The 25146-nt window shown below is 65.5% G+C and carries 21 protein-coding genes; 10 read left to right on the forward strand and 11 right to left on the reverse strand.

Features of this window, described 5'->3' with window-relative positions:
* Window positions 1–273: 273 nt before the first annotated feature.
* Window positions 274–1044 (reverse strand): TetR/AcrR family transcriptional regulator, encoded by a 771-nt coding sequence (locus tag KV110_RS24015; RefSeq protein ID WP_218469538.1) that lies wholly within the window; start codon window positions 1042–1044, stop codon window positions 274–276.
* Window positions 1045–1129: 85 nt separating this feature from the next.
* On the opposite strand from KV110_RS24015, the gene KV110_RS24020 reads away from it, so the two are divergent.
* Complete coding sequence (locus KV110_RS24020) at window positions 1130–2062, forward strand: zinc-dependent alcohol dehydrogenase (RefSeq protein WP_218469539.1); 933 nt, start codon at window positions 1130–1132, stop codon at window positions 2060–2062.
* Between the two features lie 26 nt (window positions 2063–2088).
* Here KV110_RS24020 and KV110_RS24025 read toward each other — a convergent pair whose 3' ends face one another.
* Window positions 2089–4020 (reverse strand): helix-turn-helix domain-containing protein, encoded by a 1932-nt coding sequence (locus tag KV110_RS24025; protein WP_218469540.1) that lies wholly within the window; start codon window positions 4018–4020, stop codon window positions 2089–2091.
* Window positions 4021–4382: 362 nt separating this feature from the next.
* Between KV110_RS24025 and KV110_RS24030 the strand changes: the two genes are divergently transcribed.
* The 7 genes from KV110_RS24030 to KV110_RS24060 all read left to right on the forward strand — a co-directional run bounded on the left by KV110_RS24030 (window position 4383) and on the right by KV110_RS24060 (window position 13525).
* Complete coding sequence (locus KV110_RS24030; protein ID WP_218469541.1) at window positions 4383–5684, forward strand: 3-hydroxybutyrate oligomer hydrolase family protein; 1302 nt, start codon at window positions 4383–4385, stop codon at window positions 5682–5684.
* A gap of 37 nt (window positions 5685–5721) precedes the next feature.
* Window positions 5722–7029 carry an extracellular catalytic domain type 2 short-chain-length polyhydroxyalkanoate depolymerase gene (locus KV110_RS24035; protein ID WP_218469542.1) on the forward strand — a complete coding sequence of 436 codons (1308 nt, stop codon included), beginning with the start codon at window positions 5722–5724 and terminating at the stop codon, window positions 7027–7029.
* 83 nt (window positions 7030–7112) lie between these two features.
* Window positions 7113–7943 carry an SDR family oxidoreductase gene (locus KV110_RS24040; RefSeq protein ID WP_218469543.1) on the forward strand — a complete coding sequence of 277 codons (831 nt, stop codon included), beginning with the start codon at window positions 7113–7115 and terminating at the stop codon, window positions 7941–7943.
* Between the two features lie 243 nt (window positions 7944–8186).
* Window positions 8187–10139 (forward strand): FAD-dependent oxidoreductase, encoded by a 1953-nt coding sequence (locus KV110_RS24045; protein ID WP_218469544.1) that lies wholly within the window; start codon window positions 8187–8189, stop codon window positions 10137–10139.
* A gap of 403 nt (window positions 10140–10542) precedes the next feature.
* Window positions 10543–12255, forward strand: coding sequence for an AMP-binding protein (locus tag KV110_RS24050; RefSeq protein ID WP_218469545.1), 1713 nt, complete (start codon window positions 10543–10545; stop codon window positions 12253–12255).
* A complete protein-coding gene (locus tag KV110_RS24055) occupies window positions 12252–13166 on the forward strand; it encodes a GNAT family N-acetyltransferase (RefSeq protein ID WP_218469546.1) in 915 nt (304 codons plus the stop codon). The genes KV110_RS24050 and KV110_RS24055 overlap by 4 nt, the downstream gene beginning before the upstream one ends.
* Window positions 13163–13525 carry a hypothetical protein gene (locus KV110_RS24060; protein WP_218469547.1) on the forward strand — a complete coding sequence of 121 codons (363 nt, stop codon included), beginning with the start codon at window positions 13163–13165 and terminating at the stop codon, window positions 13523–13525. Before KV110_RS24055 ends, KV110_RS24060 begins: the two co-directional genes overlap by 4 nt.
* Window positions 13526–13609: 84 nt before the next feature.
* On the opposite strand, the gene KV110_RS24065 is transcribed toward KV110_RS24060, so the two are convergent.
* Window positions 13610–14725 carry a BTAD domain-containing putative transcriptional regulator gene (locus tag KV110_RS24065; RefSeq protein ID WP_218469548.1) on the reverse strand — a complete coding sequence of 372 codons (1116 nt, stop codon included), beginning with the start codon at window positions 14723–14725 and terminating at the stop codon, window positions 13610–13612.
* Window positions 14726–14846: 121 nt separating this feature from the next.
* Between KV110_RS24065 and KV110_RS24070 the strand changes: the two genes are divergently transcribed.
* Window positions 14847–16139 carry a serine/threonine-protein kinase gene (locus KV110_RS24070; RefSeq protein ID WP_218469549.1) on the forward strand — a complete coding sequence of 431 codons (1293 nt, stop codon included), beginning with the start codon at window positions 14847–14849 and terminating at the stop codon, window positions 16137–16139.
* Window positions 16140–16189: 50 nt separating this feature from the next.
* On the opposite strand, the gene KV110_RS24075 is transcribed toward KV110_RS24070, so the two are convergent.
* The 3 genes from KV110_RS24075 to KV110_RS24085 all read right to left on the reverse strand — a co-directional run bounded on the left by KV110_RS24075 (window position 16190) and on the right by KV110_RS24085 (window position 18689).
* Window positions 16190–16570 carry a cupin domain-containing protein gene (locus KV110_RS24075; RefSeq protein WP_218469550.1) on the reverse strand — a complete coding sequence of 127 codons (381 nt, stop codon included), beginning with the start codon at window positions 16568–16570 and terminating at the stop codon, window positions 16190–16192.
* 69 nt (window positions 16571–16639) lie between these two features.
* Window positions 16640–17470, reverse strand: coding sequence for a phosphoenolpyruvate hydrolase family protein (locus KV110_RS24080; RefSeq protein ID WP_218469551.1), 831 nt, complete (start codon window positions 17468–17470; stop codon window positions 16640–16642).
* The gene (locus KV110_RS24085; RefSeq protein WP_218478816.1) at window positions 17460–18689 is read right to left on the reverse strand and encodes a Tm-1-like ATP-binding domain-containing protein; all 1230 of its coding nucleotides are present in this window, start codon (window positions 18687–18689) and stop codon (window positions 17460–17462) included. The genes KV110_RS24080 and KV110_RS24085 overlap by 11 nt, the downstream gene beginning before the upstream one ends.
* A 950-nt stretch (window positions 18690–19639) precedes the next feature.
* Between KV110_RS24085 and KV110_RS24090 the strand changes: the two genes are divergently transcribed.
* Window positions 19640–20089: a hypothetical protein gene (locus KV110_RS24090; RefSeq protein ID WP_218469552.1), complete on the forward strand. Its 450-nt coding sequence runs from the start codon at window positions 19640–19642 to the stop codon at window positions 20087–20089.
* 173 nt (window positions 20090–20262) lie between these two features.
* Here KV110_RS24090 and KV110_RS24095 read toward each other — a convergent pair whose 3' ends face one another.
* The 5 genes from KV110_RS24095 to KV110_RS24115 form a co-directional block, all read right to left on the reverse strand.
* Window positions 20263–21378, reverse strand: a complete 1116-nt coding sequence (locus KV110_RS24095) for a serine hydrolase domain-containing protein (protein WP_218469553.1) — start codon at window positions 21376–21378, stop codon at window positions 20263–20265.
* A gap of 70 nt (window positions 21379–21448) precedes the next feature.
* A complete protein-coding gene (locus KV110_RS24100; protein ID WP_218469554.1) occupies window positions 21449–22603 on the reverse strand; it encodes a lysozyme family protein in 1155 nt (384 codons plus the stop codon).
* Window positions 22604–23142: 539 nt separating this feature from the next.
* Entirely contained in the window at window positions 23143–23439 is a 297-nt protein-coding gene (locus tag KV110_RS24105) for a WXG100 family type VII secretion target (RefSeq protein WP_218469555.1), read from the reverse strand.
* Window positions 23436–23762 carry a WXG100 family type VII secretion target gene (locus tag KV110_RS24110; protein ID WP_218469556.1) on the reverse strand — a complete coding sequence of 109 codons (327 nt, stop codon included), beginning with the start codon at window positions 23760–23762 and terminating at the stop codon, window positions 23436–23438. The genes KV110_RS24105 and KV110_RS24110 overlap by 4 nt, the downstream gene beginning before the upstream one ends.
* A gap of 336 nt (window positions 23763–24098) precedes the next feature.
* Window positions 24099–25142 (reverse strand): MCE family protein, encoded by a 1044-nt coding sequence (locus KV110_RS24115; RefSeq protein WP_218469557.1) that lies wholly within the window; start codon window positions 25140–25142, stop codon window positions 24099–24101.
* Window positions 25143–25146: the final 4 nt, after the last annotated feature.

Raw genomic sequence — 25146 nt, forward strand, 5'->3', positions numbered from 1 at the left:
GACGGCTCAGGGGTGTGTCGGTCACGAAGGTATCTCCCCACCAGGCCGCGTCCCAGTGGCATTTCTGCCAGTTACCCACGGAAAATCGCCAATGCGAATTGGCCAGTGCGACCATCACTTTCGTTACCTCCCCCACCCTGACCGGCATATTCACCGTCATGGCGCGGATCCGCCGCTGGGGTAGTTTCACGCCATGCACACTGTCCCAGTTCTGGCGCTGGACGCGACGAGCTTCACGCGCATTGGATCAGGTTTCGGAACGTCGGTGGACGACTAATCGGGTGTGACGTCTGCGTTCTCGATCAGAGCGCGGAATCCGGTCAACAACGCGTTGAGGCCGACTTCGAACTCGTCGTCGCTACCGACCTCCGCGAGGGTATCGGCGTGCTGGACGAGCAGCGGAAAAGCCGTGGCGTCTCGCGAGCGGTACAGCAGCCGCCGGTGCCGGTTCTCCTCGGGATCCGAGGCGTCCAGGCCGAGATTGAAATGCACTGAGCCGATGACGAAGGTGGCCAGCGACGATGCGGCGGCGGACGCGAGCCGGGGACTGAGACCGGCTCCGATGAACAGTTCGAGGGCATACTCCACCCCCGCCAGCGAGTTGGGACCGAGCCGCTCGGTCCCGCGAAGGAGCGAGGCCACGCCGGGGTGCCGACGCAGGTGCGCACGGAACAGGCGAGACGACCAAGCCGCCTTCTCGGCCCAGTCCGCGTTGTCGGGCGGAGCCGAGCTCGCCACGCTGACCGCCCGGTCGACCAGCAGGGTTACCAACTCCTCGCGGTTGCGCACGTGGCGGTAGAGCGACGCCTGCGTGCAGCCGAGCGCCTCGGCGAGGTTGCGCATCGTCAGCGCGGCGGCCCCGCGGGTATCGAGCAGGACCATGGACGCGTCGAGGATGGCCTCGAGGGTGAGAGATCTGCGCCGCCGCGGACGCGCAGGCTCCCTTTCCCGAGCAAGCCACCAGGCAGCCGTGCCCGGCCTCGGTTCCGCCTGGCTCTGCCGCGGGTTCTCGCCCGCCCCGGCTGTCGTCGTCGGTTCGCGCACCGAACAAGAATAGCCGCTATGCGAACACCTCTCGCTTAGTCTAAGCTAACGCCGTTCGCATAGCGGCAGTCGGAAGGAAGCACTCATGCGCGCCGTACGAAACACCGATCAAGGCATCGTCGTGGCCGAGGCCGACGACCCGAACGGTCCCGGGGTCCGCCTCACCATCGCCGCCGCGGGCATCTGCGGAACCGACGTGAACTTCGCGGCCGGTGGCGTTCAGGGCTACACCTACGGCCACGAGTTCGCCGGCACCACCGCCGACGGCCGGTGCTACGCCGTCGAACCCACGGTTTACTGCGGAGCGTGCGACCAATGCCGCGCCGGTCATATCCAGCGATGCAACGCCCCGGAACATGGCACGCTCGGCATATTCCGGGACGGCGGCATGTGCGATGCCGTGACAGTCCCCGAGAACATGCTCGTCCGACTCCCGTCCGGCCTGGACGTACGCGACGCCTGTCTCGTGGAGCCCGCGTCAGTGGCCTGGCACGGTGTCCGCAGCGCGGCACTGGAGCCCGGCGAGCGAGTGGCAGTCGTCGGCGGCGGCAGCATCGGGCTGCTCGCCGCCGCCGCGGCCCGGCAGCGCGGCTTCGATGTCGATGTCGAGGTGCGCCACAAGCATCAACGGATCGCGGCGGAACGGTTGGAAGCCGGTCCGGCGCAAGGCGTTTACGACGTGGTGATCGACGCCGCGGGCACCGAGGCCGGTCTCGCCCGATGCGCCGAGTTGGCCCGACCCGGCGGTCGCATCGTGCTGCTGGGCGTCTATCAGCACACCGTTCCCATCCCCGGCATCGTCAGCCTGGTCAACGAACTCACCTACATCCACTCCGTCGCCTACAGCCGACACGACGGCATCCGCGACATGGAAAAGGCCGCGGCGCTGCTCGCGGACAACCCCGAGATCGCGCAGACCTTGATCACCCATCGATTCCCCCTCGACGACGCCGCAGAGGCCTTCCGCGTCGCCAGCGACCGAGCCTCCGGAGCAATCAAGGTCGTCCTTCACCCCTGACAGCAGTCCGTCCTGGTGGCAGCACCTCATCGGATACCGACGTCACCGTCGCCGGTGAAGACCGCGGATTCGCGGAGGCGGTGCAGGCGCAGGGCCAATTGGATTTCCAGAGCGCGGTCGGGGCCCTGCCAGTCGTCGCCGAGCAAGCTGGTGATTCGCTCCAGCCGCTGAGTGACGGTATTGACATGGATGTGCAACCGTTTGGCGCTGTTGCTGGGACTGCACCCGCTGCCGAAATACGCTTCCAGGGTGCGGATCAGCGAGGCGCCGCGGCGGCGGTCGTAGTCGATGACGGGCCCCAGGGTGGCGGTCAAGAAGGCGAGCACGTCACCTTTCGTGCTGATCAGCAGGCCGACGAAGCCCAGATCGTCGGTGCTGGCCGCCGCACCGGAGCGGCCGAGGGCGTGCAGGGCGTGGATGCACCGTTGCGCCTCGCCGTGCGCGTCGGGAACCCCCGCCGGAAGATCGACCGGCCCGGTTGCGGCGATGGTCGCGGAAGTTCCGGTGGCGGTGCTGAGTTCGGTGGCGAACTGTCTGGCAATGGCCCCGGGATCGGTCCCGGGCAGCATCAGCACGGTGTGCTCGCCCCGGTTGGCCGCCAGTCCCTGGTGCATCGTGACGTGACCGGTCGTCCAAGTAGCGGCGCGCGGGCGGCCGCCGTGGTCGACGACCAACAGGACGTAGGGTTGTTCGAGATCGATGCCCAGCAGGGCGGCACGGCTTTTCAGGGCGGCATGATCGGTGACCCGGCCGCCGAGCAGATCGTCGAGCAGTTCACCGCGCACCCGGCTTTCCGCCTCGGCGATGCTACGCCGGAACAGCAGTAGCAGCGCGGTGATCAATGCCGCCCGTTCGAGGATGCGCTGGTCGGCCAGGGAGAGCTCGCCGGAATGCTGCAGCACCAGCGTGCACAGCGGTTCGGCGCCCGCGCCGGCGGGAGCGGCCCACAGGTCACGCAGGCGCGCGGTCCTGCCGAGTCGGCCTGCGGTTTGCACGATTTCGCCCAGCAGGGTGGCGTCGTCGAGTTGGTCGCGGCCGCCGGACTCGGGGTCGATATCCGCGATGCGGCAGCCGTCGGAGTCGAAGACGAGTAGTGCCCCGCCCAGAATGTCCCGGGCGACCGTCGCGATATCAGTGACCCCGCCACCGCGGACGACGAGATCGGTCATTCGATCATGGGCCTGGGCCGCGCGCTCGACAGTGGTGTAGTGGGCGTGCATCGCGGCGTTGGCGGCGCTGAGTTCGGCCAGGGCGGTGCGCGTTTTGGTGAGCAGGCGGGCCGAATCGAGGGCGACGGTGGCGTGCGCTGCCAGCGAGCCAAGCAGCGCGATCTCTTCAGGGGCATAGGGCCGAGCGCTGCGGTGCGAGGCGAACAGTACGCCGATCACCTGGTCGCCGAGCTTCATCGGGACACCCAGAATGGCGACGATGCCTTCCTCGGCCACCGCGGCGTCGATCTCGGCGGTGTGGCGGAAGCGTTGGTCGGCGAAGTAATCGGCGGAGCAGTAGGGCATCCCGGTCTGGGCGACGAGCCCGCCGAGGCCCGCGCCCATCGGCAGCCGGCACTCGCGAAAGGCCCGTGCGGCCGAACCGTCGGTGACGCGCATGTAGGTGTCGCCGCGGTCGGGATCGGGCAGGGTCATGTAGGCGATGTCGGCGTGCAGCAGCCGCCGTGCGCGGTGCACGATCGCACACAGCACCGCGTCCACCTCGCGCAATCCCGCCAGATCGCTTGCCGTGTCGAACAAAGCGGTCAGTTCCGCCTCGCGACGCGCGCGCCGCTCGAGCAGCGCCCGCACGCGTAGCGCGGCGAGTTTGGCGGCCTCCAGCTCGGCCAGCGTCGCCGCGCAGGCTCCGGCCGCGCGCGCTTCCAGCAACGGCGCTTCGAACTCGACGGCGGGTGCCTCCCGCTCGAGCAGCGCGAGAAAGATCTCCCATGGCATTGTCGTGGTGGTCATCGGCGATCGGTAGCCCACTGCGCCATATCGCCTCCATGCATCGAGCTGTGCCGAACTCCGGGCCGATCCATGGGCGGCCGCGACGGGTTCGGGTCACGGAGTCCATCCGTGTGTATCCGAGACGTACACCTCTGCCCGGATCGGGCTGTGCTGGGACAATAGATCGATTCGATCGCGGTTGCGATGTGTTCGGGCCACATATTTCCGGTCGTATGCATTCGACGCGCCCACATATGTCACGGGGCTGCTGAAACAGTGGCGCCCCACACCACAAAACCGAGTTCAAGAGTGGCTCCGGCGTATCTGGTTACCTGCCGATCCCGGCGCACAGAATTCAGGCATTCCGCTCGAGGAGGAGCCTAATGCCGCTGGTTTCGCGTCTGGTCACGCACGCCGCCACCGTGAGCGTCGCGGTTGTCCTGGTGGGAGCCGTCGATGTGATGGCCGCGGATATCCGGTCGGCGGGTTGCACCGCGCCCCTCGTTGTCGGCGCGCAGCAGCAGATCTCGGCATGTCTGGCCGACCTGACCACCGCGGGCACGGTGGCGTCCGGGCATACCGTGCCCGCGGACTGGGTCGGTCTGCAGTCCGCAAGCGCGACGAATCCGTCCGGGGTGCCCGGCATCCAGATCGACGGCTACTTTCCCGACAGTTCCGCCTTCAACACCCACCATGGCTGGAACCACGACAGCCAGTTCGTGATTCGGTTGCCCGAACATTGGAACGGCGGTCTGGTGGTGGCCGGAACGCCCGGCAACCGGCGCCAGTACGCAAACGACTTCACCATCTCCGATTGGGTGCTGTCGCAGGGCTATGCGTACGCCGCGACGGATAAGGGCAATAGCGGCAGTGATTTCCATCAGGACGGGGTTGCGCCCGGTGACGCCATCGTCGAATGGCATCAGCGGCTGACGCAATTGACGATCGCGACGCAGGCCGCGGTGCTGCGGCGATACGGACGACCGGCCGAGCGCACCATCGCGGCGGGCCTGTCCAACGGCGGCTATCTGGTGCGCTGGCAACTGGAGCAGATGCCTTGGCTCTACGACGGTGGTGTCGAGTGGGCGGGCACGCTGTGGAGCGATGAGGCGAATCTACTGAGGTTCTTGCCACCGGTGCTCGGCAAATATCCGAACGCGCCGGAAGACATTGTGGCGGCGGGATTTCCGGCTGAGTCAGCGCCACTGTGGGACTACCACGACAAAACCTATTGGAGTTCGACCCAGCGGATCTACCGTGCCGAGTTCGATCCGGCCTACTCGGCCGCCGAGTCCGACTACGACTACGCCGCTCGTCCCGAGTCGGTTCGGGCGGCGGTGCGGCGGGTGGCGCTGACCGGGCGTCTGCAACGTCCGTTGCTCACCGTGCACGGCACCTTGGACGCGTTGCTGCCGATCGGCGAGGACTCCGATGTCTATGCCTCGATGGTCCGGGCGCACGGGAGCGATCCGCTGCACCGTTACTACCGGGTCGAGGGCGGCAACCATGTGGACGGGTTGTACGACTCGTTTCCCGATCTGCTCCGGCCGCTGCTGCCTTGTTTTCGCAGCGCCTTCACTGCGCTCGAATCCTGGACCACGACACAAAGATTGCCGCCGCCGAGCGCGACGCTGTCGCGTCCTGCCTCCGGAGCACCGGTCGACACGTGTGATCTGGGCGGCTGAGTCTGCCGAATCCATCCCCAACGACGAGGAGCCGAATATGAAGATCCGAACCGCCCTGGCCGCTCTGGCCTTCGCCACCGTCACGGCGGCCACCACGGCGGTGGTGACCGCCGCCGTGCCCAGCCCGACACCGCAGGACTTGCGCGGCTATGACATCAGCGCCGCCTACGTCGTCGGGATCTCTTCCGGCGGGTACATGGCGACCCAGTTGCACGTCGCCTACTCCGATGTCTTCGCGGGCGCCGGTGTCTTCTCCGCCGGTCCGTACCGGTGCGCACAGGATTTCGACTATGCCGTGACCGCCCAGAACAGTTGTATGCAGAACGGGAGACGCAAGTCCCCCACCGAGTTGGCGGACGAGACGCGTCGACTGGCGAACACGGGCAAGGTCGACGCCGTGGCGAACCTGGCCGGCGACCCCGTGTACCTGTACCACGGCACCAATGACAACACCGTCGTGCAGGCCGTGAACGATGACCTCGCAAGCTATTACGGGCTGTTCGGCGCGGACGTCAGCTATGACAAGGCCGGTCCGGCCGGGCACGCGTGGGTGAGCCCGCTCGGGCCGGTGGACTGTGCCGCGACCCGGTCGCCGTTCATCAACAAATGCGCCGGTGACCCAGTCGGGCAGATGCTGGGCAAGCTGTTCGGCCGGGTGAGCGGCCCCGCCGCGAACCTCAGCGGCAAACTCGTCCAGTTCGATCAGAACGCTTACGCGCCGGGCGGCAACGCCGGCGCGATCAGCATGGACGGCAAGGGTTTTGCTTACGTACCCAAGTCCTGCTCCGACGGGGCGTCCTGCCGGCTGACGGTCGCGTTGCACGGTTGCAAGCAGGGCTACAGCTATCAATCGTTCGGCGACGCCTTCATGAAGTACTCCTACCTCAACGAATACGCCGATACCAACAACACCATCGTGCTCTACCCGCAAGCGATTGCGCTCAGCAACGCCGGCACCACCAATCCGAACGGCTGCTGGAACTGGTGGGGCTACGGCGGCGACGCCAACTACGCCTGGCAGGGCGGAAAACAGCTTCAGACCATCATGGCGATGGTCGAGCGGCTGGACAGCGGCACGACCACGCCGCCGACCTCCACCACGACCACCCCGCCGACGAGCACGCCGCCGACGACCACGCCGCCGACGAGCACCCCGCCGACAAGTACGACCCCGGCACCGGCATGCGTCACCGATACGAATCGCGCACACACCACAGCCGGACGCGCCCACGTCACCAACGGCTACACCTACGCCAACGGTTCCAACCAGAACCTGGGTCTGTGGAACACCTTCGTCAAGTCGTCGATCAAGCAGACCTCCCCCGGCCATTGGGAGAAGTGCTGACGGGACGGCGCCCGATGGCAGGCCGGCCACGAGAATCCCACGGGGTTGACCTGAACGTTAGTTCAGGTAGCAGGATCGGGTCCATGATCCTGGTTACCGGAGCAACAGGCAAGGTCGGCCGCCAGGCCGTCACCCAACTACACGAGGCGGGCGTCGAGGTTCGTGCGCTGGTCCGTCGCCCGGAGTCGGCGGATCTGCCGCCCGGCGTCGAGGTGGTCCTTGGCGATCTGTCGGATCCGGACAGCCTGGACGCCGCGCTCGATGGTGTGCACGCGGTATTCCTTGTGTGGCCGACGCTGGATGCGGACGCGGCCGCACCGGCCGTGGTGCGGAAGTTGGCCGAGCGGGTGGCGCATATCGTCTACCTGTCCGCCATGGGCGCGGACGAGCAGGCCGGCGCGGTAATCGGTTCGCACGGCTATCTCGAGCGGCTCATCGACGATACGGGGGTCGGCCGGACCTTCGTGCGCGCGGGCGGATTCGCCGGCAACGACCTGGGCTGGGCGGAGTCCATTCGCGCCGAAGGTATTGTGCGCGAATACTACGACGATTGGCGCAGGTCGGTGATCCACGAGCGCGACATCGCCGCGGTGGGTGTGCGGGCCCTGCTCGAGGGCCACACCGGCACCGTCTATGAGGTGACCGGCCCTGAGTTGCTGACTGCTCCGCAGCGGGCGCGGATCATCGCCGACGCGCTCGGGGTGCCGGTGCGGTTCGAGAAGATGTCCCGGGACGAGATGCTGGCGGGAATGTCCACCTGGATACCGGTCGACGAGGTGGACAACGCGCTGGTGGAGATGGACGAGATGACGGCGCAGCCGGAGCCGGTGCTGTCCACTGTCACCGAGGTTACCGGCGCGCCCGCGCACACCTATCGCGAGTGGGTCGCCGACCACCTGGCCGATTTCCGTTGAGCACCAGCAGTTTCCGCTGATCCCCCCCGGCCTGCGCTGCGAGCTGGCTGCCGAATCGGCGTCAGCGAGCGGTGCAACTACTCGCGCGGTCATAAGAGGCGGGCCTGAGCGCGACCGCAAGCATCTCCGGCGCAAGCAAGTGAATGAATATTCCGCCACTGCAGGGCTCCTACCTGGAACTTGTGCGCGAAGTCCGCCCGACGTGATTAACTCGACCCGCATTGGGAAAAAGGGGAGTTTCATATGGAGCCTACGGCCGAGCAGCGGGCAGCGCTGAGCATGATCTGCGATACCTTCGTTCCCGGCGACGGATTGACCTTGCCGTCGGCGAGCGAACTCGGCGCGGTCGACACCGTATTCCGGCTACTGGGCCGTAGTCCGCGCGAGGCCGACCGCAAGCAGCTGGCAATGCTGTTGGGGTGGTGGGATTCTCGCCTGACCGGAATGCTCCTCGGCGCAGGCCCACGCCGGTTTTCCACGCTGTCGCAGCAGGAGCGAGAGCGGGCGCTGCTTCGCCTCGGTGATTCGCGATCGGCGCCCGTGCGCGCGATTTTCCAAGCGCTCAAGCAGGCGGCGCTGCTGTCCTACAACGTGACTCCTGGCCCCACGGGCACCAATCCGATGTGGAAGGAGATCGGCTACCCGGCGCCGACCGGGCCGCTCAGCACCGCCCCACAGCCGGCGCTGACGCCGATACGGTGCACCGAGAACGCCACGCTCACTTGCGATGTCGTGATCGTCGGATCGGGCGCGGGCGGTGGCACCGCGGCGGCCGTGCTGGCCGAGGCCGGGCTCGACGTGATCGTGCTCGAGCGCGGAAACTATTATGACGACCGGGATTTCGGCGCGGGCGAACTTGCTGCCCTGGAACAGCTATACGCTCCCGGTGCCAGTTCCTCCGAAGGGCAGATCACCCTGGTCGCTGGAACCTGCCTGGGTGGCGGAACCGTCGTCAACTGGAGCACCGCACTGCCCACCCCCGATACTGTCCGCACGGAATGGGCCGAACTGGGTGCGGCGCAGTTCGCGGAGGCCGAGTTCGGCGAGGCCCTCGAGGTAGTGCAACGCCGACTCGCCGTCACCGACACCCGCTCCCAACTCTCGGCACGCGACGGTGTCCTGGAACGCGGTGCGCAGGCACTCAGCTGGGAAGTGAATGCATTGCCGCGCAACGTAACCGATGCCTGCGACGCCGGAATCGAATGCGGTGCCTGCGGTTACGGCTGCCGCGTCGGCGCCAAGCAGTCCGTCGCCAAGACGTGGCTTGCCGACGCCGCCGGGGCCGGTGCCCGACTGGTCGTCGACGCCAACGTCCGCCGGATCCAGGTGAAAAATGGCCGCGCCGAAGGTCTTTCAGCCGTCACCGAGTCCGGAGTGCAGATCGAGGTGCGGGCCCGCGCCGTCGTCGTCGCAGCGGGCGCGGTGCAGACGCCCGCGCTGCTGCGCCGATCCGGTTTGCGCAACGAGAACATCGGACGCCACCTGCGCCTGCATCCAGCCGCCGCGGTGTTCGGCGTCTTCGACGAGGAACTGCGGGGCTGGGAGGGCGCATTGCAGGGGCGCATCTGCCGTCAGCACGCGAACCTCGACGGTAACGGCTACGGCGTCATCTACGAAACGGGTCCGGTCCATCCCGGCCTGGCCATCGGCTTCATGGGCTGGCGCGGCGCGGACGCGCACCGCCGCACCCTGCTCGACTTCGCCAGCACCACCCCGATCGGAATCATCACCCGCGACCGCGACTCGGGCACCGTCACCGTCGACAAATCCGGCGAACCAATCGTCAACTACCGCCTGTCGGCCTACGACGCCGCCCATCTGCACACCGGAATCGAAGGCGCCGCAAGCATTCTCGAGGCAGCGGGCGCACGCCGCATCTTCTCCGGCCATCAAGCCGGCGTGGACTACGAACCCGGCCGCCGCGGCTCGCACGCCGATTTCGCCGCCTCCTGCCGCGATGCGGGCTACGGACCGGGGCGCTGTGCAATGGGCGCCTTACACATCATGGGCTCGGCCCGCATGGGCGGCTCCCCACAACTCGCGGCCACCAACCCCGACGGCGCCACCTGGGAAGTCGCCAATATCGTCGTCGCCGACGGCTCCTGCTTCCCCACCGCGTCCGGCGTCAACCCGATGATCTCCATCGAGGCGATCGCCTACATGAACGCGAAGAGGTTGGCAGCCCAGTTGACCTAAGCGGACGCGGAGTCAGCGGCATGAATCAACAACGCTCCCAACATGTGTTGCGAGGGCGGAGTCAACCGGCGTGACCGTAGCCGAGGGTGCGGTGGTACCCGATGCGTACCACCGGGTTTGACCTAGCAGTGTCTGTTATCGAATCGGGCACAACGGGTTTATCGAACTCGGGCGGGCCGGTCGCGCGGGATGAGGTTGCGGCCCAATTCAGATCAAGCTCGGTGATGAGGTCCGCTCGGTAGCGTCCGCGTTTCCCGGGTCCAACGCGATGGCCGCAGCGACACGACCGGCGCAGGCGTGGCGGGGCCACCCAGAGGAACCGCTAATCGTCTCCGAAGATTCCACTAAGCGTCAGGTTCTACCGTTGTCCCGTCCATTCGGAATCGACCGAAAAGGGTGGGAAATGACAAGTGCCGACATGGATTACGCTCCGCACCGGCGTGCGCGAACCACGACTTCCGGCGGCGCATTCGGGCGACCGTTAGTGGACAACGAGCTGCACGCACCAACGGTGGTCGACGCTATCGCGCTCAACGCGGGCGACGCCACCGTCACCGTGCTCGACGAGGACAACCTCGGGACCGCCGTCTCCTGGGCCACCGTGCATCAGCAGGCTCGTCGGTTGGCAACCGTGTTGAGCGCCAACGGAATCGGCCCGAACCGACGGGTGGGTCTACTCGGTGACACGAGCACTGAGCTCATCTCGGCGCTTCAGGCGGTGTGGCTGTGCGGAGCGGCGGTCACGATGCTGCCTGCCTTCACCCCCGGCTCCCGCGACGAGCACGCACGAAATGTCGCCGCGACAACTGCCGACGCTCGGCTCGACCTCGTCATCGTGGACCCGCTGTCCGCGCCTGCCGCGCAATTCGTTCCGGCACGGACGATGGCGCTCGCCGATCTCGTCACCGCAGCTCAGAACGCCGATCCGAGCGAAGCCCGCCGCACCGACCCGGACAGCCTAGCGCTGCTGCAGTACACCAGCGGATCCACGCGTGCGCCCCGCGGCGTCCCCGTGTCGCACGCACACCTGGTCGCCAACATCGCGGCGATCAGAGCGTCCGTCGAATATGACGGCTGTCATCGCGACCGCGTGCTGAGCTGGCTGCCGCTCTATCACGACTTGGGGTTGATCTGCTTCCTGGCGCTGCCGATGTCGTGTGGTGGCGAACTCGTGCTGCAATCTCCGATGGCGTTCGCGCGACGGCCTGCAGCCTGGCTGGAAGCGATCTCGAAGTACCGGATCACGGTATCGGGCGCGCCGAACTTCGCCTACGAGTTGATGACACGCGTCCTCGCACGCGACTCGCAGCTCGACCTGAGCTCGCTTCGTCTGCTCATCAGCGGCGGCGAACCGGTGAATGCCGATACTATGGCGCGCTTCACGGCCGCTGCGCAGCGATGCGGTATGGACCCGTCGGTAGTCGTGCCCGCCTACGGACTTGCCGAGGCCACCGTCGCGGTGACCATCGCGCCCCTCGGCGCCGGGGTCGTCGTGGACCGGGTCGATTCGCTCGCCTTGGAATCGACCGGGCGTGCGATACCGGCAGCACCGGGCGCTCGTGTCCGGCACCTGGTGCGGCTCGGTCCCGCGGTTCGCGACACCTCGATCCGAATCGTCGACCAGCGTACCGGCGCGCCGCTCGGCGAACGGACCGTCGGCCACATCGAGCTTCGCGGTCCCTCTGTTGTCGGCCACGGCTGGCTGCGCACCGGCGACATCGGCTACCTGACCCACGATCGACAGTTGGTCGTGTGCGGCCGGGCGAAGGACATGCTGATCGCCTGCGGCCGCAACATCTTTCCCCAAGACGTCGAGGCGGCGGCGGCTCGTGCTCCAGGAATGCGTCCCGGTCGGGTCGCTGCGTTCGGGATACCTGGCGACCTCGGCGACAACCTCGTGATCGCGGTCGAGGCGACCGGCGACGACACAGCCGAGCTTCGCCGCGACATTTCCGCCGCCGTTCTCGACGGAGTGGGCTTGCGTCCGCATGCCGTCATTGTTTTACCGCCCGGCGGCCTGCCGAGGACCTCGTCGGGGAAGTTGCGACGTGCCGAGACTCGCCACCGCTATGCGGCGGAAGCACTGACCGGAACCCGGGAAAGGACATTCCATTGACCACGATCGACCGCATCAGCCTCCGCCCGGCTGCACCGGCAGCGAACCGAGAAAAGCTACGCGCCGAGCTCGCGGACCTGTTGCACCACGATCCTGCGGCCCTGCCGGATACCGCTCGGCTGGTTGAGGACCTCAGTATGGACAGCCTCGCCATGATGACCCTGGCGGCGTGGCTGGGCTCGCACGGCGTGCGCACGCAAACCGATCAGCCGCGCCGCGGCACCGTCGGTGATGTTCTGTCGCTCGCGGAAACCGTTGCGGGCAAAGCTGTTCAACTCACCATCCGCGCCGGGGACGGGTCACCATCAGGCCCGCACCTGGTGCCGGAACTGCCACCGTCGCGGCCCGATGCGCTCGCTCCTGTCCTGGAAAGCTCCGTGTTTCGGCTCGATGCCCTCCAACCGGTCGACACCGAATACCTCTATGCGCTAGCGGTTCGTCCGGAGAACTGCTTCCGCTGGCGATACCGCGGAGTACCGCCGGCGCCTGAACGCTTCGTCGAAGAACTGTGGACGCAGGTGGTGACGCAGTACGTCGTGCGCCGCATCGACGACAACCAACCCGCCGGGCACGTCGTCGCCTACAACGCCGATCGCGACGTCGGCCACGCCTACGTCGGCGCCGTGTTCGAGCCGACGTACGCCGGAACCGGACTAGCTGCCGAGGTGATCACCCTCTTCGTCCGATATCTGTTCCGTACCTTCCCGTTTCGCAAACTGTATCTGGAAGTCCCGGGATTCAACTGGCCGCAGATGAGCAGCGGCGAGGGCCGGTACTTCCAGGTCGAGGGTCGACTGCGCGACCACGTCTACTACGCGGGGCGCTACTGGGACCAGTACCTCTGCGCGATCTACGCAGATCACTCGTCCGGGGAACCGACCTCGGATCGTAATGAAAGGAAAACGTCATGAAGTCAACCGTTCGCCGCAGGATGCTCGTCGGCGCATCGAGTCTCGGTGTCGCCGCCGTAGCGCTCGCACCGTCTGCCGCGCATGCCCAACCCCTGGCACCGGTAGCACCGGAACCCTTGGCCGCGGCAAAGTTCGTGGCCGCCCAGGACCGAACCCCGCTGCCCGCGTGCGTCGACGTACGGCACTCGACCGACTGGCGCCAGAACAAACTAGACGTCAAGAACAATTGCAACCACGGGGTCAATTGGTTCGTCGACAAGGAAGGACCCAACCTGGATTGCCGACACACTCCGGCAGGCGGCCGAGACCGCGTCACCTGGGGCATTCAAGACGCATACCACGGCACGTACAAGTGCTGAGTGAGTGCGCGAGCGGGCGAATCCCGGTGCTTGCACCGGGATTCGCCTTACCCCACGAGGCAATCGGCGTTCACCTATCGACGGCTACTCATCGGCGAGCACTTCGACTCTCATTGCCGTCGAACCGATTCGGATCGTGTCGCCGTCGCTGAGCAGGGTGCCCGCCACGATTTGTGTTCCGTTGACATAAGTTCCGTTCGCCGAGCCGAGATCGACGAGCAGCACCCCAGCCTCGCGAACGACCAGCCTCGCGTGATGGCGGCTGACGCGCGCGTCGTCGAGAACCAGATCGTTGTCCGGTAGCCGGCCGATCCGAACCCCGTTGTTGATCTCAACAATTCGCCCATCCGACAAACGCAGCGCCGCACGCGGTGCGGGTTGCGTTGTCTCCATGGTGGTTTTGCCGCGCGGTACCTCGATCGGCAGCAGCGGCTGCTGGTGTCGCACCTGCTGCTCGAGGGCAAGGGTGACCGGATCGGGATCGAGCCCCTCCAGGTCCGCCAAATTCGTCCGTAGCCGCCTGCACGCGTCAAGTGCCTCGGCTTGCCTTCCGGCAAGATACAGGGCGGTGACCAGCCTGCGCCACACAGCCTCGTTGACCGGATGGTCGGCCGCCAGTGCGGTCATTCCACCGACCGTCTCGGCCGCACGCCCCAGGGCGATCTCGGCGTCGACGCGGCTCAGCACCGTATTCATCCGGCGATCAGCCAGATCGGCCGCGAAGTTGTCGGCGAAGCCGAGACCACGCAGGTCGGCGAGCGGGTCGCCGCTCCACTGCGCCAGTGCGGTATCGAAGTGCACGAGCGCGCCGGCGTGATCGCCGGCCGCGGCCGCCGCGCTGGCGGCAGCCCGCTTCGATTCGAAACGCGCTGCGTCGCAACAGTTGTCGGAAATGTTGAGCTGATAGCCGGGGGTGATCGTCCGAAGGATCGCGGCTGCGTCGGCCCCAGCCGTCCGCAGGGCTTTGCGGATGTCGGCGACGAACACATGCAGCGTCGGGACGAAGCGGCCGGGCGGACGGCCGTCCCAGATACCGTTGGCCAGCGCATGAGACGACACCACCCGGCGCCGGTTGACGGCGAGCATCGCCAGCACCGCCCGAGTCTTGGTGCCGCCGATATTCAGTGCGGAGCCATCGACCATCAGCTGTACGGGTCCTAGCAAGCGCACATCCACCGACGGCACAGTCTCGTCGGGCATCTGCTCAGGATACCGCTGGCGAAAGAGCGGCAGCCATCGATGTCACGAGCCTGTTCAGCATGGACGCCAGAACGCAGCGGGTATCCTGGAATCCGTTCTCGCACAGGAGAGGGGGTGCAGAATGGGCGCCCCGTCGTTGCTACGGGGCAGCGTTTTCGCCGACCATCTGATCATGGAACGGCTCGGTTCCGGCGGTATGGGCACGGTGTACCTGGCACAACACCCGCGCCTACCTCGGTCGGTGGCGTTGAAGGTATTGGATCCCGAGCTGGGTTCCGATCGTCGTTTCCGGGTCAGGTTCGAGCGGGAAGCCGAGGTGGTTGCGCAGCTCGATCATCCGAATATCGTCGGCATCCACGACCGCGGCATCGAAAGCGGGCTGCTGTGGATCTCCATGCACTATGTACCCGGTGGTGACCTCGCACGCCTCATCCGCCGGCATCGGCGCGGACTGGATCCGCACCGCGCAGTGCACATCGTGACCGAGGTCGCCAAGGGCCTCGACCATGCCCACCGGCGTGGCATAGTGCACCGGGATGTCAAGCCCGCCAATATCTTTCTCGGCACCGAAGGCCGCGTCCTGATCGGGGATTTCGGAATCGCCCGCACCACCGACGCGGAAGCCACCGAGACCGTCGGCCCGCCCATGCTCACCCGGGCCTACGCCGCACCGGAACAGTGGGCGGGCGGTGCGACGGACCCGCGTACGGACGTCTACGCCCTTGGTGTCACGTTGTACGAACTGCTCACTGGACGGCTCCCGGGCGCGGGCGTCCAGCAATCGCTCCCGCCACGCCTGGCGGCCGTCGTTGCCAAGGCTTCCGCTACCGACCCGGCCGACCGCTACCAAGCCTGCGGCGACCTGGCTGCCGCCGCGACCGCCGCGCTGTCGACGAACCATCGTCGCCACATCGCATCGGCCGCGTTGGGCACGACCGTGATCGTGGCGGCAGCGTTCACAGTCTGGGACATCCTGCGCCCCGGCCACATCGACGGTGATCCGTGGCCCGCACCGGCCATGGTGGAGATACCCGGCCCACCGTTCGAACTGCAATGCCCCACGCCCTACCTGAAGTCCGACCGCGGCCCCAAAGGACTGTGCACCGCGGTCGATACTGCCAAGAACGAGGCAACCTTCTACTTCTACTACCCGCGCACCAGCGAACGGGAATACCGGGAAGGACCCTTCTCGATCGAGAGCCCGAGCGAACCTGTCAAAAAGCAAAAGGACGGCACCACCTATATAAGCGGCCCTACCGTGACATCGTCGTTCGTGGGCGCGGTCAACGTGGGCCACCGCTACGACGCCGACCGCGAACACGGCGCCTTCGCCCGTGACACATTCGGCGGCCTGCTACCTTTCCTGTCCGCCTTCGAATCGCTACCGGTATGCCGCACCATCGCGGACTGCTGACCCGCACTGCGGGCTAAACCGGACCCGTGCCGCGACGCTACTCGTAGCAGTTACGAGTCTTGCGCCCACGTCGGGAATTCCCCCGGTGCCAGCTCGACGAAATCCGGCAGACCACGAAGGGCGGCCTCGGCGCCACCGGGCGTGTAGGTCGCCACCAGTCGCAGCGGGCGCCATCCCGTGTTGTAGGTGGAGTGCAAGGTGCCGCGAGGAATCCACACCGCGTCGCCCGCCTTGATGGCGAATTCGTCGCTGTCACCGACAGTTTGGCGTCCCTCGCCGTCCACGACATAGAGGATTTCATCGGAGTCGGGATGGTCGTGGCGGTCATGGCCTTTGTTCGGGTTGATCACCACCTCGCCGAGCGTCGACGATGCACCGTTGATGATGTCGGGCGTGACAAGCCATTTGATCGAGCCCCAGTCGAAAACCATTGTCGCAACAGTGTTCGGATCGCAGTGCATAAGACTCTCCTTCGTCGAACTGCGCGGGATACCCGCGACTCAGCGGTGGTTGGTGGGGATTTCCTTGAAGGCGCGAAGCTGGTCGGAGATGGCGCGTTCGGTGGGCAGCCGCTCCACCGATGACGCACCGAAGAATCCCGCGACACCACGGGTGTGCTCGAGGATGTAGCGCACGTCGCCGGGTTCAGCGATCGGGCCGCCGTGACACAACACGTGGATGTCGGGGTCGACCGCCGCAGCCGCATCACGCATCTCCTGCACCCGCACCACCGCCTCGTCGAGAGTGATCGCCGTTGTCGCGCCGATACTGCCCTTCGTCGTCAGGCCCATGTGCGCCACGATGATGTCCGCGCCAGCCTGCACCATCGCAGTAGCTTGCTCCACATCGAATACATAAGGCGCAGTGAGCAACTCGCGCTCGGACGCCAACTGTATCAGCTCGATTTCTAGATCGAACCCCATACCGGTCTCCTCGAGATTCGCGCGGAAGACACCGTCGATCAGACCGACGGTGGGAAAGTTCTGCACACCGGTGAACCCGATGGCACGGATCTCATCGAGAAACCGCGGCATCTGCCGGAACGGATCGGTACCGCAGACACCGGCGAGGACAGCGGTCTTCTTGACGACGGGGAGAACCTCGGCGGCCATCTCCAGCACGATCGCGTTGGCATCGCCGTAGGGCATCAGGCCGGCGAGAGACCCACGACCGGCCATCCTGAACCGTCCCGAGTTGTAGATGATGATGAGGTCGGCCCCGCCCATCTCCGCGGACTTGGCGGATAGTCCGGTGCCCGCGCCCGCACCGATCACCGGCTGACCGGCATCGAGTTGCCGGCGAAATCCTGCGAGAGCTTGTTCACGATTCACGATGTGCGCTCCTGATGAGTCGATGCAAATGCTCGGCGGCCGCCGTCGCGAACGCCGTGCTGTTGATTTCCTGGTCGCTGTCGATCACCTCGACGTGGGTTCCGGCCACCGCTTCGAGTACCGAGTCGATGCACGCCGCGTCCGCCGCGCGGTCCCAGAATGGTCCGCCGTCCACGTCGACCGCGGACAGTCCGCCGCGGGGGACGAACAACGCGGTGGGCCCCGTCGCCGCTGCCAGTTTCCGGCCGAGCACCGCACCGACCCGGGCCGCTTCGGGGACACTCGTACGCATCAACGTGACCGTCTCGTTGTGGATGAGCAAGTGTCGGTCGCGGAACCGCTCCGGCACGGTGTCCCTCGGCCCGAAGTTCACCATGTCCAGGGCACCGAGGCTGACGACCTGTGGAATGCCCGCCTTTGCCGCCGCGGTGAGCCGGTCCGGCCCGGCCGACAACACCCCGCCGACGACCTCGTCGGCAATCTCGGTGGTGGTGAGGTCGAGGACACCGACGAAGTGCCCGTCAGCGGCCAGACTCTCCATGGTGCGGCCGCCGGAACCGGTGGCGTGGAATACCAGAACCTCGTACCCCAGTTCCGTCAACCGGCGTCGAGCCGTATCCACGGCGGGGGTGGTGACGCCGAACATGCTGGCGGCGACAAGCGGCTTGTCCTGGGCCCCATCATGGTTCGATCGCCTACTCGCGTACGCGCCGGCCATTCCGGCTATCGCAGCCGCGGCGTTCCCCAGAACCTGACGGGAGATCGAATTGATCCCCGCCACGTCGACGACGCTGTACATCAGCGTCACGTCGGTCGTCCCGACGTACGGCGAAACATCCCCACCAGCCATTGTCGAGACCAGCAGCTTCGGCAGGCCAACAGGCAACGCTTGCATGACCGTCGCGGCAATCGAGGAACCACCGCTACCACCGAGCGCGAGCACACCACTGAGCCGACCCTGGGCGTACAAATCCTTGGCGACGGTAGCGGCGCCGGCCGCCATCACGTCAAGCGCGACACCACGGTCACGCCGGCGCCTGAGCCCCGCCAGATCGGCGCCCGCCGCGGCAGCGACCGCTGACGAGTCCACGTCAGCGACGAGGGACGAGGTCCCCAAGACACCGGTATCGACCAGAACGACGTCCTTGCCACACTCGACTATCAAGTCACGGACGTACGCATACTCCTCCCCCTTGGTGTCAAAGGTTCCCAACAACATGATGGCCACGCGACGCCCCTCCTATCTACCCACCCATGATGCAGCAGACTCTCGCCTCATAATCTGGCCCAAATATCTTGCCCGCGAGGGCTAATCGCAAGATAAGTAGCCGAGGCCCTCGATCAGTTCAGCTGCCCCGCGCGAACGCCACCAGCGCCTCCCCAGCCGCCCAGCAGACAGCCTCGGCTCCGCCTCCACAAACGCGTCGACGCAACCGACGCCGTGCAGTGATACGACATCACCGACGACGGCCGCGACACCGAAACCAGCACTACCACATCACTATCCGCGCACAGCACCAACAGATTTGGGGACCAAATTCACAACTTAGATTGACCGAGCAAGGATTCGCCAGCAGGACACCGACTAGCAATTTGCACACGGGACCTGGTATGCGCCTGACGAGCCGGGAGGGACCAATCAGATGCCAAGCGCCCCAACAAGCTCACCTCGATGATGATGGTTCGGTGTCTCGCGCAGTGGTCAGCAGGATGAGGTGAGGTAATGGCGGCCGGGGGATACTTCAATCACTACGACGACCCCGATGAGTACTGGGACGAAGAGCCACTTGTACCGAAGAGGTCCAACGCCCAGCCTGTTTCGGCGCCACCTCCTGTTGAGCCGAAACCATCACTGGCCGTCGCCAAGTCGACGCCACCACAGGCGGACGCCTCCTTTGCGGCGGCTGACTCATCCGCAACTCCAACCCGTATCGGGTCATCCTTCGCCTCAATGGAACTCGACCGCGGATGCCTTCCAATCCGCATTCTGATTCGTCCGCAGTGGAACCGCTATGTTGCTCCCCAAGAAGTAGGCGGCGAACTTATGGCGGCGGATTGGACGGTGCCTCAGTGAGGATTGGCTTGCTAATTACTGCGCTGGTTTCGGTGGCCGGATGCACCTCGTCGCAGCCCACTGCAACTCCCGTGCCGTCTCAGGCTCGACCGACGATGACGCAGGGAGAGCTGTGCGATGTTCTGAAAAACTTCCTCACGACCGAGTTGCACGCCGTCGAAGTGCGAACCATCCCAAACGTCTCTACAGACACCGTCCTTACAGTCGGCGGAGTGTGCGAGCTCGCCCAGGGGCAGAATCCGATCGGAAGCTACCAGGCGCGAAACGCACCGAACGATGCGGACCCGACACAGGGTCGCCGTGGATACGTGAGGAAGCCAGAGCTGGGCGAAGCAGTATGGGTGTACGACCTGCGGACAGATAAAGGGAACCCTTCGAACACGGTACGGTTCGCTACTCGCATCAATGAATGGAACGCAATTCTCGAGATCCGGGATACCGAAACCCGAACAGCTAAGGGCGACCTCTACCTGACAGACGACGACAAACGCAAGTCCACTCAATTCCTCACCGAGCTGACCACAAAATTTGCGGTCGGTCGATAGCAACCGAACCCGGCCGCCTCCACTGCAGATTGCCCCCGATCTGGCACAAGGACTCAACAGTCCAGACAAAGCACAACATCTGCCATCAGCTGCGGTCGCCACACCGCCACATCCGGGCCCGCGCCTACACGCGGGCCCGGATGAAGCTTTTTCGCCTGAGTGACGGCGACCGGTCAGTCGCAGAAAGCAGTGTTCAAGAACGCCTCGACGGCGTCGTCGGGGTCACCGCGGAAATCGGGCGTGAGCGCGACCGTGACCTGGCGACGCAAGTCCTCGGTGGAGAACGACCAGGACTGGTACGCGAGGGCATCGCCGTCGTTGCCGTACACGCGGACCCCGCATGGGGTGTCCTGCCAGGCCAGCCCTAGCCCGTACATCTTGTCCTCGCCGCCCGGTGTCCTCATTTCGTCGAGCAGGTGACCCGGCAAAAGCTGCCCGCTGAGCAGTGCGGCGAAGAACTGGTTGAGATCCGTTGTCGTGGAAATCATCTCGCCAGCTGCGCCCAGCACCGACGGATTCATTTCGGTGTAGTCGACAAGCTGCATCTCACCGTCCCGCAGGGTCGGCACATAGCCGTGCGGATGCGGCCCGGGGATTCGCGGGGATGTCCCCGGCAGCGAGGTGTCGCCCAATCCCAACGGTCCGATGATCCGGCGCTCGATCTCCGCACCGTACAAGCCGCCGGTCACCTTCTCGAGGATCTGGCCGAGCAGGAGGTAGCCGGTGTTCGAGTACCCGTAGGCCGAACCGGGCGGTTCGAATGTCGGCGGGTTGACCACCGCGCGCTGCACCAGCTCCGCGGCGGTCCAGGTCCGCCACCGGTTGTCCAGGAACTCCGGCGAAGGCGGCATCGGAAACGTACGCCGGACGTCGTACAACCCGCTGGTGTGATTGAGCAGCTGGCGCACGGTGACGCGATGACCGTCTGGAACGAGCCCGGGCAGCCACGCTTCGACCGTGTCGTCCAGCCGCAACCGACCTTCGCCGACGAGCTGCAGAACGACAGTAGCGACGAATGTCTTCATGATGCTGCCCACCCGGAACCGGCCGCGGTCCGAGAGCGCCTCCGTCGTACCGAGTTCGGCGGCACCGCTGGTGCCGCGCCACACGCCATGCTCGTCACGCACCTCCACCAGCGCGCCCACCGCGTAGCCCGCCACGACGCCGTCCAGTCGACTCTGCAGCCCGACGCGATCCGCTTCCGCCGGTGCGGCAGTCGCAGCGCTCGAAGCCGCAACCACCGCCAACGCTGTCGTCGCAGCCACCAGCACCCGACGCACTCGCTTCATCCCGACCTCCCTATACGCAGTACGTCAAGAACGAGACTGGCGCAGTAGGCCATGTCGGACCACAAAGGTTTTAGTTGCATCGGTAGGCGCCGCTGTCGCACATCCACTGGTCGACCTGCTCATAATGCTTTTTCGCTCCCTCGACGTAGGGAGTGACCTTTTCGCCGAGTTTGTGAGCCTGAATGTACCCACGGGCGTGGTCGTCACCTGCGTTGTAGGCTGCCGCCAGGAATTCGTTGCGGGTAACGTTGGCGCGCATGTCCGGCGGAGCTTGGCCGGAGAATCCGTGGTCGATACGTTTGAGATTGTAGGCAGCGGCTTTGACGGCGAGGTCTTCGTTTCCGTCGAGGTCCGACCAGTCGGCGTCGCGGAACTGGTTCGGGAATGCCTTCTTGACCTTGTCGAAGGTGTCCTCTTTTATATTGGTGAGTCCCAGTGAGTTGTTCCGCAGACCGCTGGTCAGCCAACGGAAGTCGTCCCAGGGTTCACCGAGACCGACCAAGGTGCGCCTGGCTCCTTCGTTGAGAATGATGGACATCACCAGTCGCGGATCGATACCCGCTTCGTTGCCGTACTTCACCGCGGCCGCGGCCCACGCCTTGAGTCGCGGATCGACGTTGCCCAGTTTGCTGAGGTCGAGTTCCAGCAAGGTGGAGGGCCTGGACTCCCAGGTGGCGATCATGTCGAGATCACCGCGCAGAGAGGTGTTGTCGGCGGGGTTTCCTGTCGCGGGTAGTAGCGGCAGCTCGGCCAATGCCTTCAACTTGGCGGCGCTGTCGAGGGTATCGCTGCTGACGAAGTCGGTCTTCGCGAGCACGTCCGCCAATGGACTGCCAAGGAAGACACCATCGAAAACAGCTGCCGCGAAGAAGGTGTCATTGAACTTCAGCTCGCCGGCGACTGAAACATGAACCGCGCCGTTGTGGACCGAGGTTGTGGTCTGAAGTGGAGCTGGGAAGGCGTTGGGTGCCGCAGCGGCAATCCTGGTCCGCAGATCAACTAGGTTGTCCCGATGTGCACGCACGGCGGTGCTGATTCCGCTTGCGGCGAAGAAGATGTCGCTGATGCCGTTCTGTAGCGCACGCAGTGCCTCGACGATGTCAGGAACTTCGGGGGCTTGCAAGGCCCGGAACGAGCCCGCCGATTGCTGCAGAGTGACCGGCGCAATGCGGACCGCTTCGGACTGCGCGAAGCCATCCCAAGCCTTGGCCGCCGCTTCGAGCAAGTCGGTGCGACCGTTCGGTGTGACTGTCACCAATCCCAGGTTCGGCGACATCAGGACTCCGTCCCCGTTGCGCCCGTTCGGGATCGGCACAGCGGAAAAGTCGCCGTCCCCTATCGGCGCCGTCGGGCATAGGTCCGGCCGGGCCGGCGGCAGACTCGTTCTGTGTTCGGGGCTGGTGCCGTTGTATTCGGCCATGTCCCAGTTGTATCCGGCGACGTTGAGTACGGCTCCGAAATGTCGGAGCGCCGCAGCGTAGGCCAACGTCGCGGACCGTACGTCATCGCCGAATTTGGTGTACGCCGCGGCCCAGCCGCCGACGGCTGGGCAGTCACCGGCCATTCCGCCGGTCGAACTCAACCCGGGAACAAGAATCCCTGCGACGGCGGTTTTGATCTGTCCCGCCAGCGTGAACAACTCTTGGGCGGCACGGTAATACACTTTCGGGTCGACTGCGATCGAAGTGTTTTGCGAACTCACCTTCAGCCTCGACTCTGCTCGATCACGGGCCCTTCAGCAGCTAACTTCACCAGGCTCACGGCTCATCTCCCGCCCAGCATGCGTCGGTTCGCATCGATCGCTGTCGTGTACAGCTCGTGCGCGGCCCGGCCGGCGAAGCTCATCTCCGCCACGCCACAGGCGAACTCGCGTGCACCGATGGCCCATTCGCGTTGGGCAGCCGCATAAGCCTGGGCGGCATAGCTTTCCCAGCTGTCGGGTAGCCCGGCCAGGTTGTCGTCGAGTTGGTCGAGGTGGTCCCGGAGAAATCCAGCCAGACCGTTGAGGCGGGCCACGATGTGATCGAGTGCATCGAGATCGACCTGAAATTCTGAACTCATAGCTTCAGCCCCGAAAAGTTTGCGGCGCTGCCGTCCTCGTTGCCCTGATAGTTGTCCGCGTCGACTCCGAGCTTTTCAGCCAACATGGTGAGCGCCCGCAGGATTCGCTGGCCGCCTTCGCGTGTTTCCTGCCAGCCGTTGGCGAATCCGGCTGCCGCATCGCCGGTCCAGCCTCCCGACAGCAGGTCATCGACATCTGTACCTGCCGACTTCAATGCCGACTTCAACGCTTCAGCGACGCCGTACACTTCGCGACCGTAAGCGCGAACCTCATCAGGGACGACGAACACACGTTGCTGCGGACCGCTCCCACTTCCGTCCATGAGATGCTCCTCCCGTACAACTTCAACGACCAGCGACGCCGACTCTCGATACCTCCCCGGATCGCGAACAGGTCCGAAACCACGCGTGAACCCCGCAGCAGCGCGCCGCCGAGGCAAGTGTCGACAAGTCGACGAAGGCTCCCCGTCGTCTACGGTACTGGAATTCCCCGCCCCACAACATTGTTCGGGCTATTACTGCGCAGTTCAACTCGACTTCGCAGCGCCGTATCCGTCCCCGAAACACCACCGTCACCAGCGAATATCGGCCACCCTCGGCGAATCTCGATCGAACTGCTCGGTTTTCGATCGCCGTGGCCACGGCGGGCGCGAACCCGGTTAAGGTCGGCACACTGCGGAATGGGACTGGCCACCGATTTGGGGGAACAGCCCGCGCGGGAACAGCACGCCGTAGAGGGAGACATCCAAGCTGCACACGTAGCCGTTGGAATAGCCGCCCTCGGCGGAGATTCCGCCGACCCCGGACAGGATATTGGGCAGGTCGATGGCCGCCTGGTCCAGCTTCGCGCCGTTGGCGAGCAGCAGGGTCAGCGCGGCACTGGTGGAGTTCTGCGCGGTCTGCAGCTTCGGCTGGATCTGACCGACCATCTCCACCAGCGAGCTGGTGGCGTCGGCGATCTGCACCGTCGATGCCTGCAAGGACTGGCCCTGCTCGGACAACCCACCGATCAAGGCCCGGGTCTGGGTCACCAGGGTCTCCAATTCATCACCTCGTCTGGCCAACCCCGCCATCACACCGGAGAGGTTGGTGATCACATCGGACAGGATCGCGTCCCGCCGCTGGAAATCGGTGGCCAACTGTGCGGCCTGAACGATGAACGCGCTCAACGAGACTCCATCACCCTGCAAGGCCTGGATGAAGGTCTCCGACAGGCGATTCACCTGCTCGGGCTGCAATGCCTGGAACAACGGCTGAAAACCGTTGAGCAGACCGGAGACATCGAACGACGGCTCGGTCCGTTCCAGCGGAATCGACCCGTTGTTCTTCAGCTGCGCCGGGCTCGACGACTTGCCCGGAGCCAGCGCCACATATCGCTGACCGATCAAATTCTGGTAGCGGACAAGGGCTTTGGTGTCATCGAACAGGGTTTGATCCCGCTGCACGACGAAAGTCACCTCGGCAACGTATTTGTTGTTGTTCGGACCGTGCACCAAGTCGATTTTCTCGACCTTGCCCACCCGCACACCGGCCATGCGCACGTCATCGCCCTGCTTCAGGCCCAGCACATCGGTGAAGACCGCACTATAGGTGTTGGTGGTGCCGGGAACGATGCGCGACAGCGTATTCCATACCAGCACGGTGGCCAGCACCGCCGCGGTCGCGAAGAGACTGAACCCGATCAGCGGTGCACGGACGTTCATGGGT

This window comes from Nocardia iowensis, assembly GCF_019222765.1.
GTDB classification, from domain to species: Bacteria; Actinomycetota; Actinomycetes; order Mycobacteriales; family Mycobacteriaceae; genus Nocardia; species Nocardia iowensis.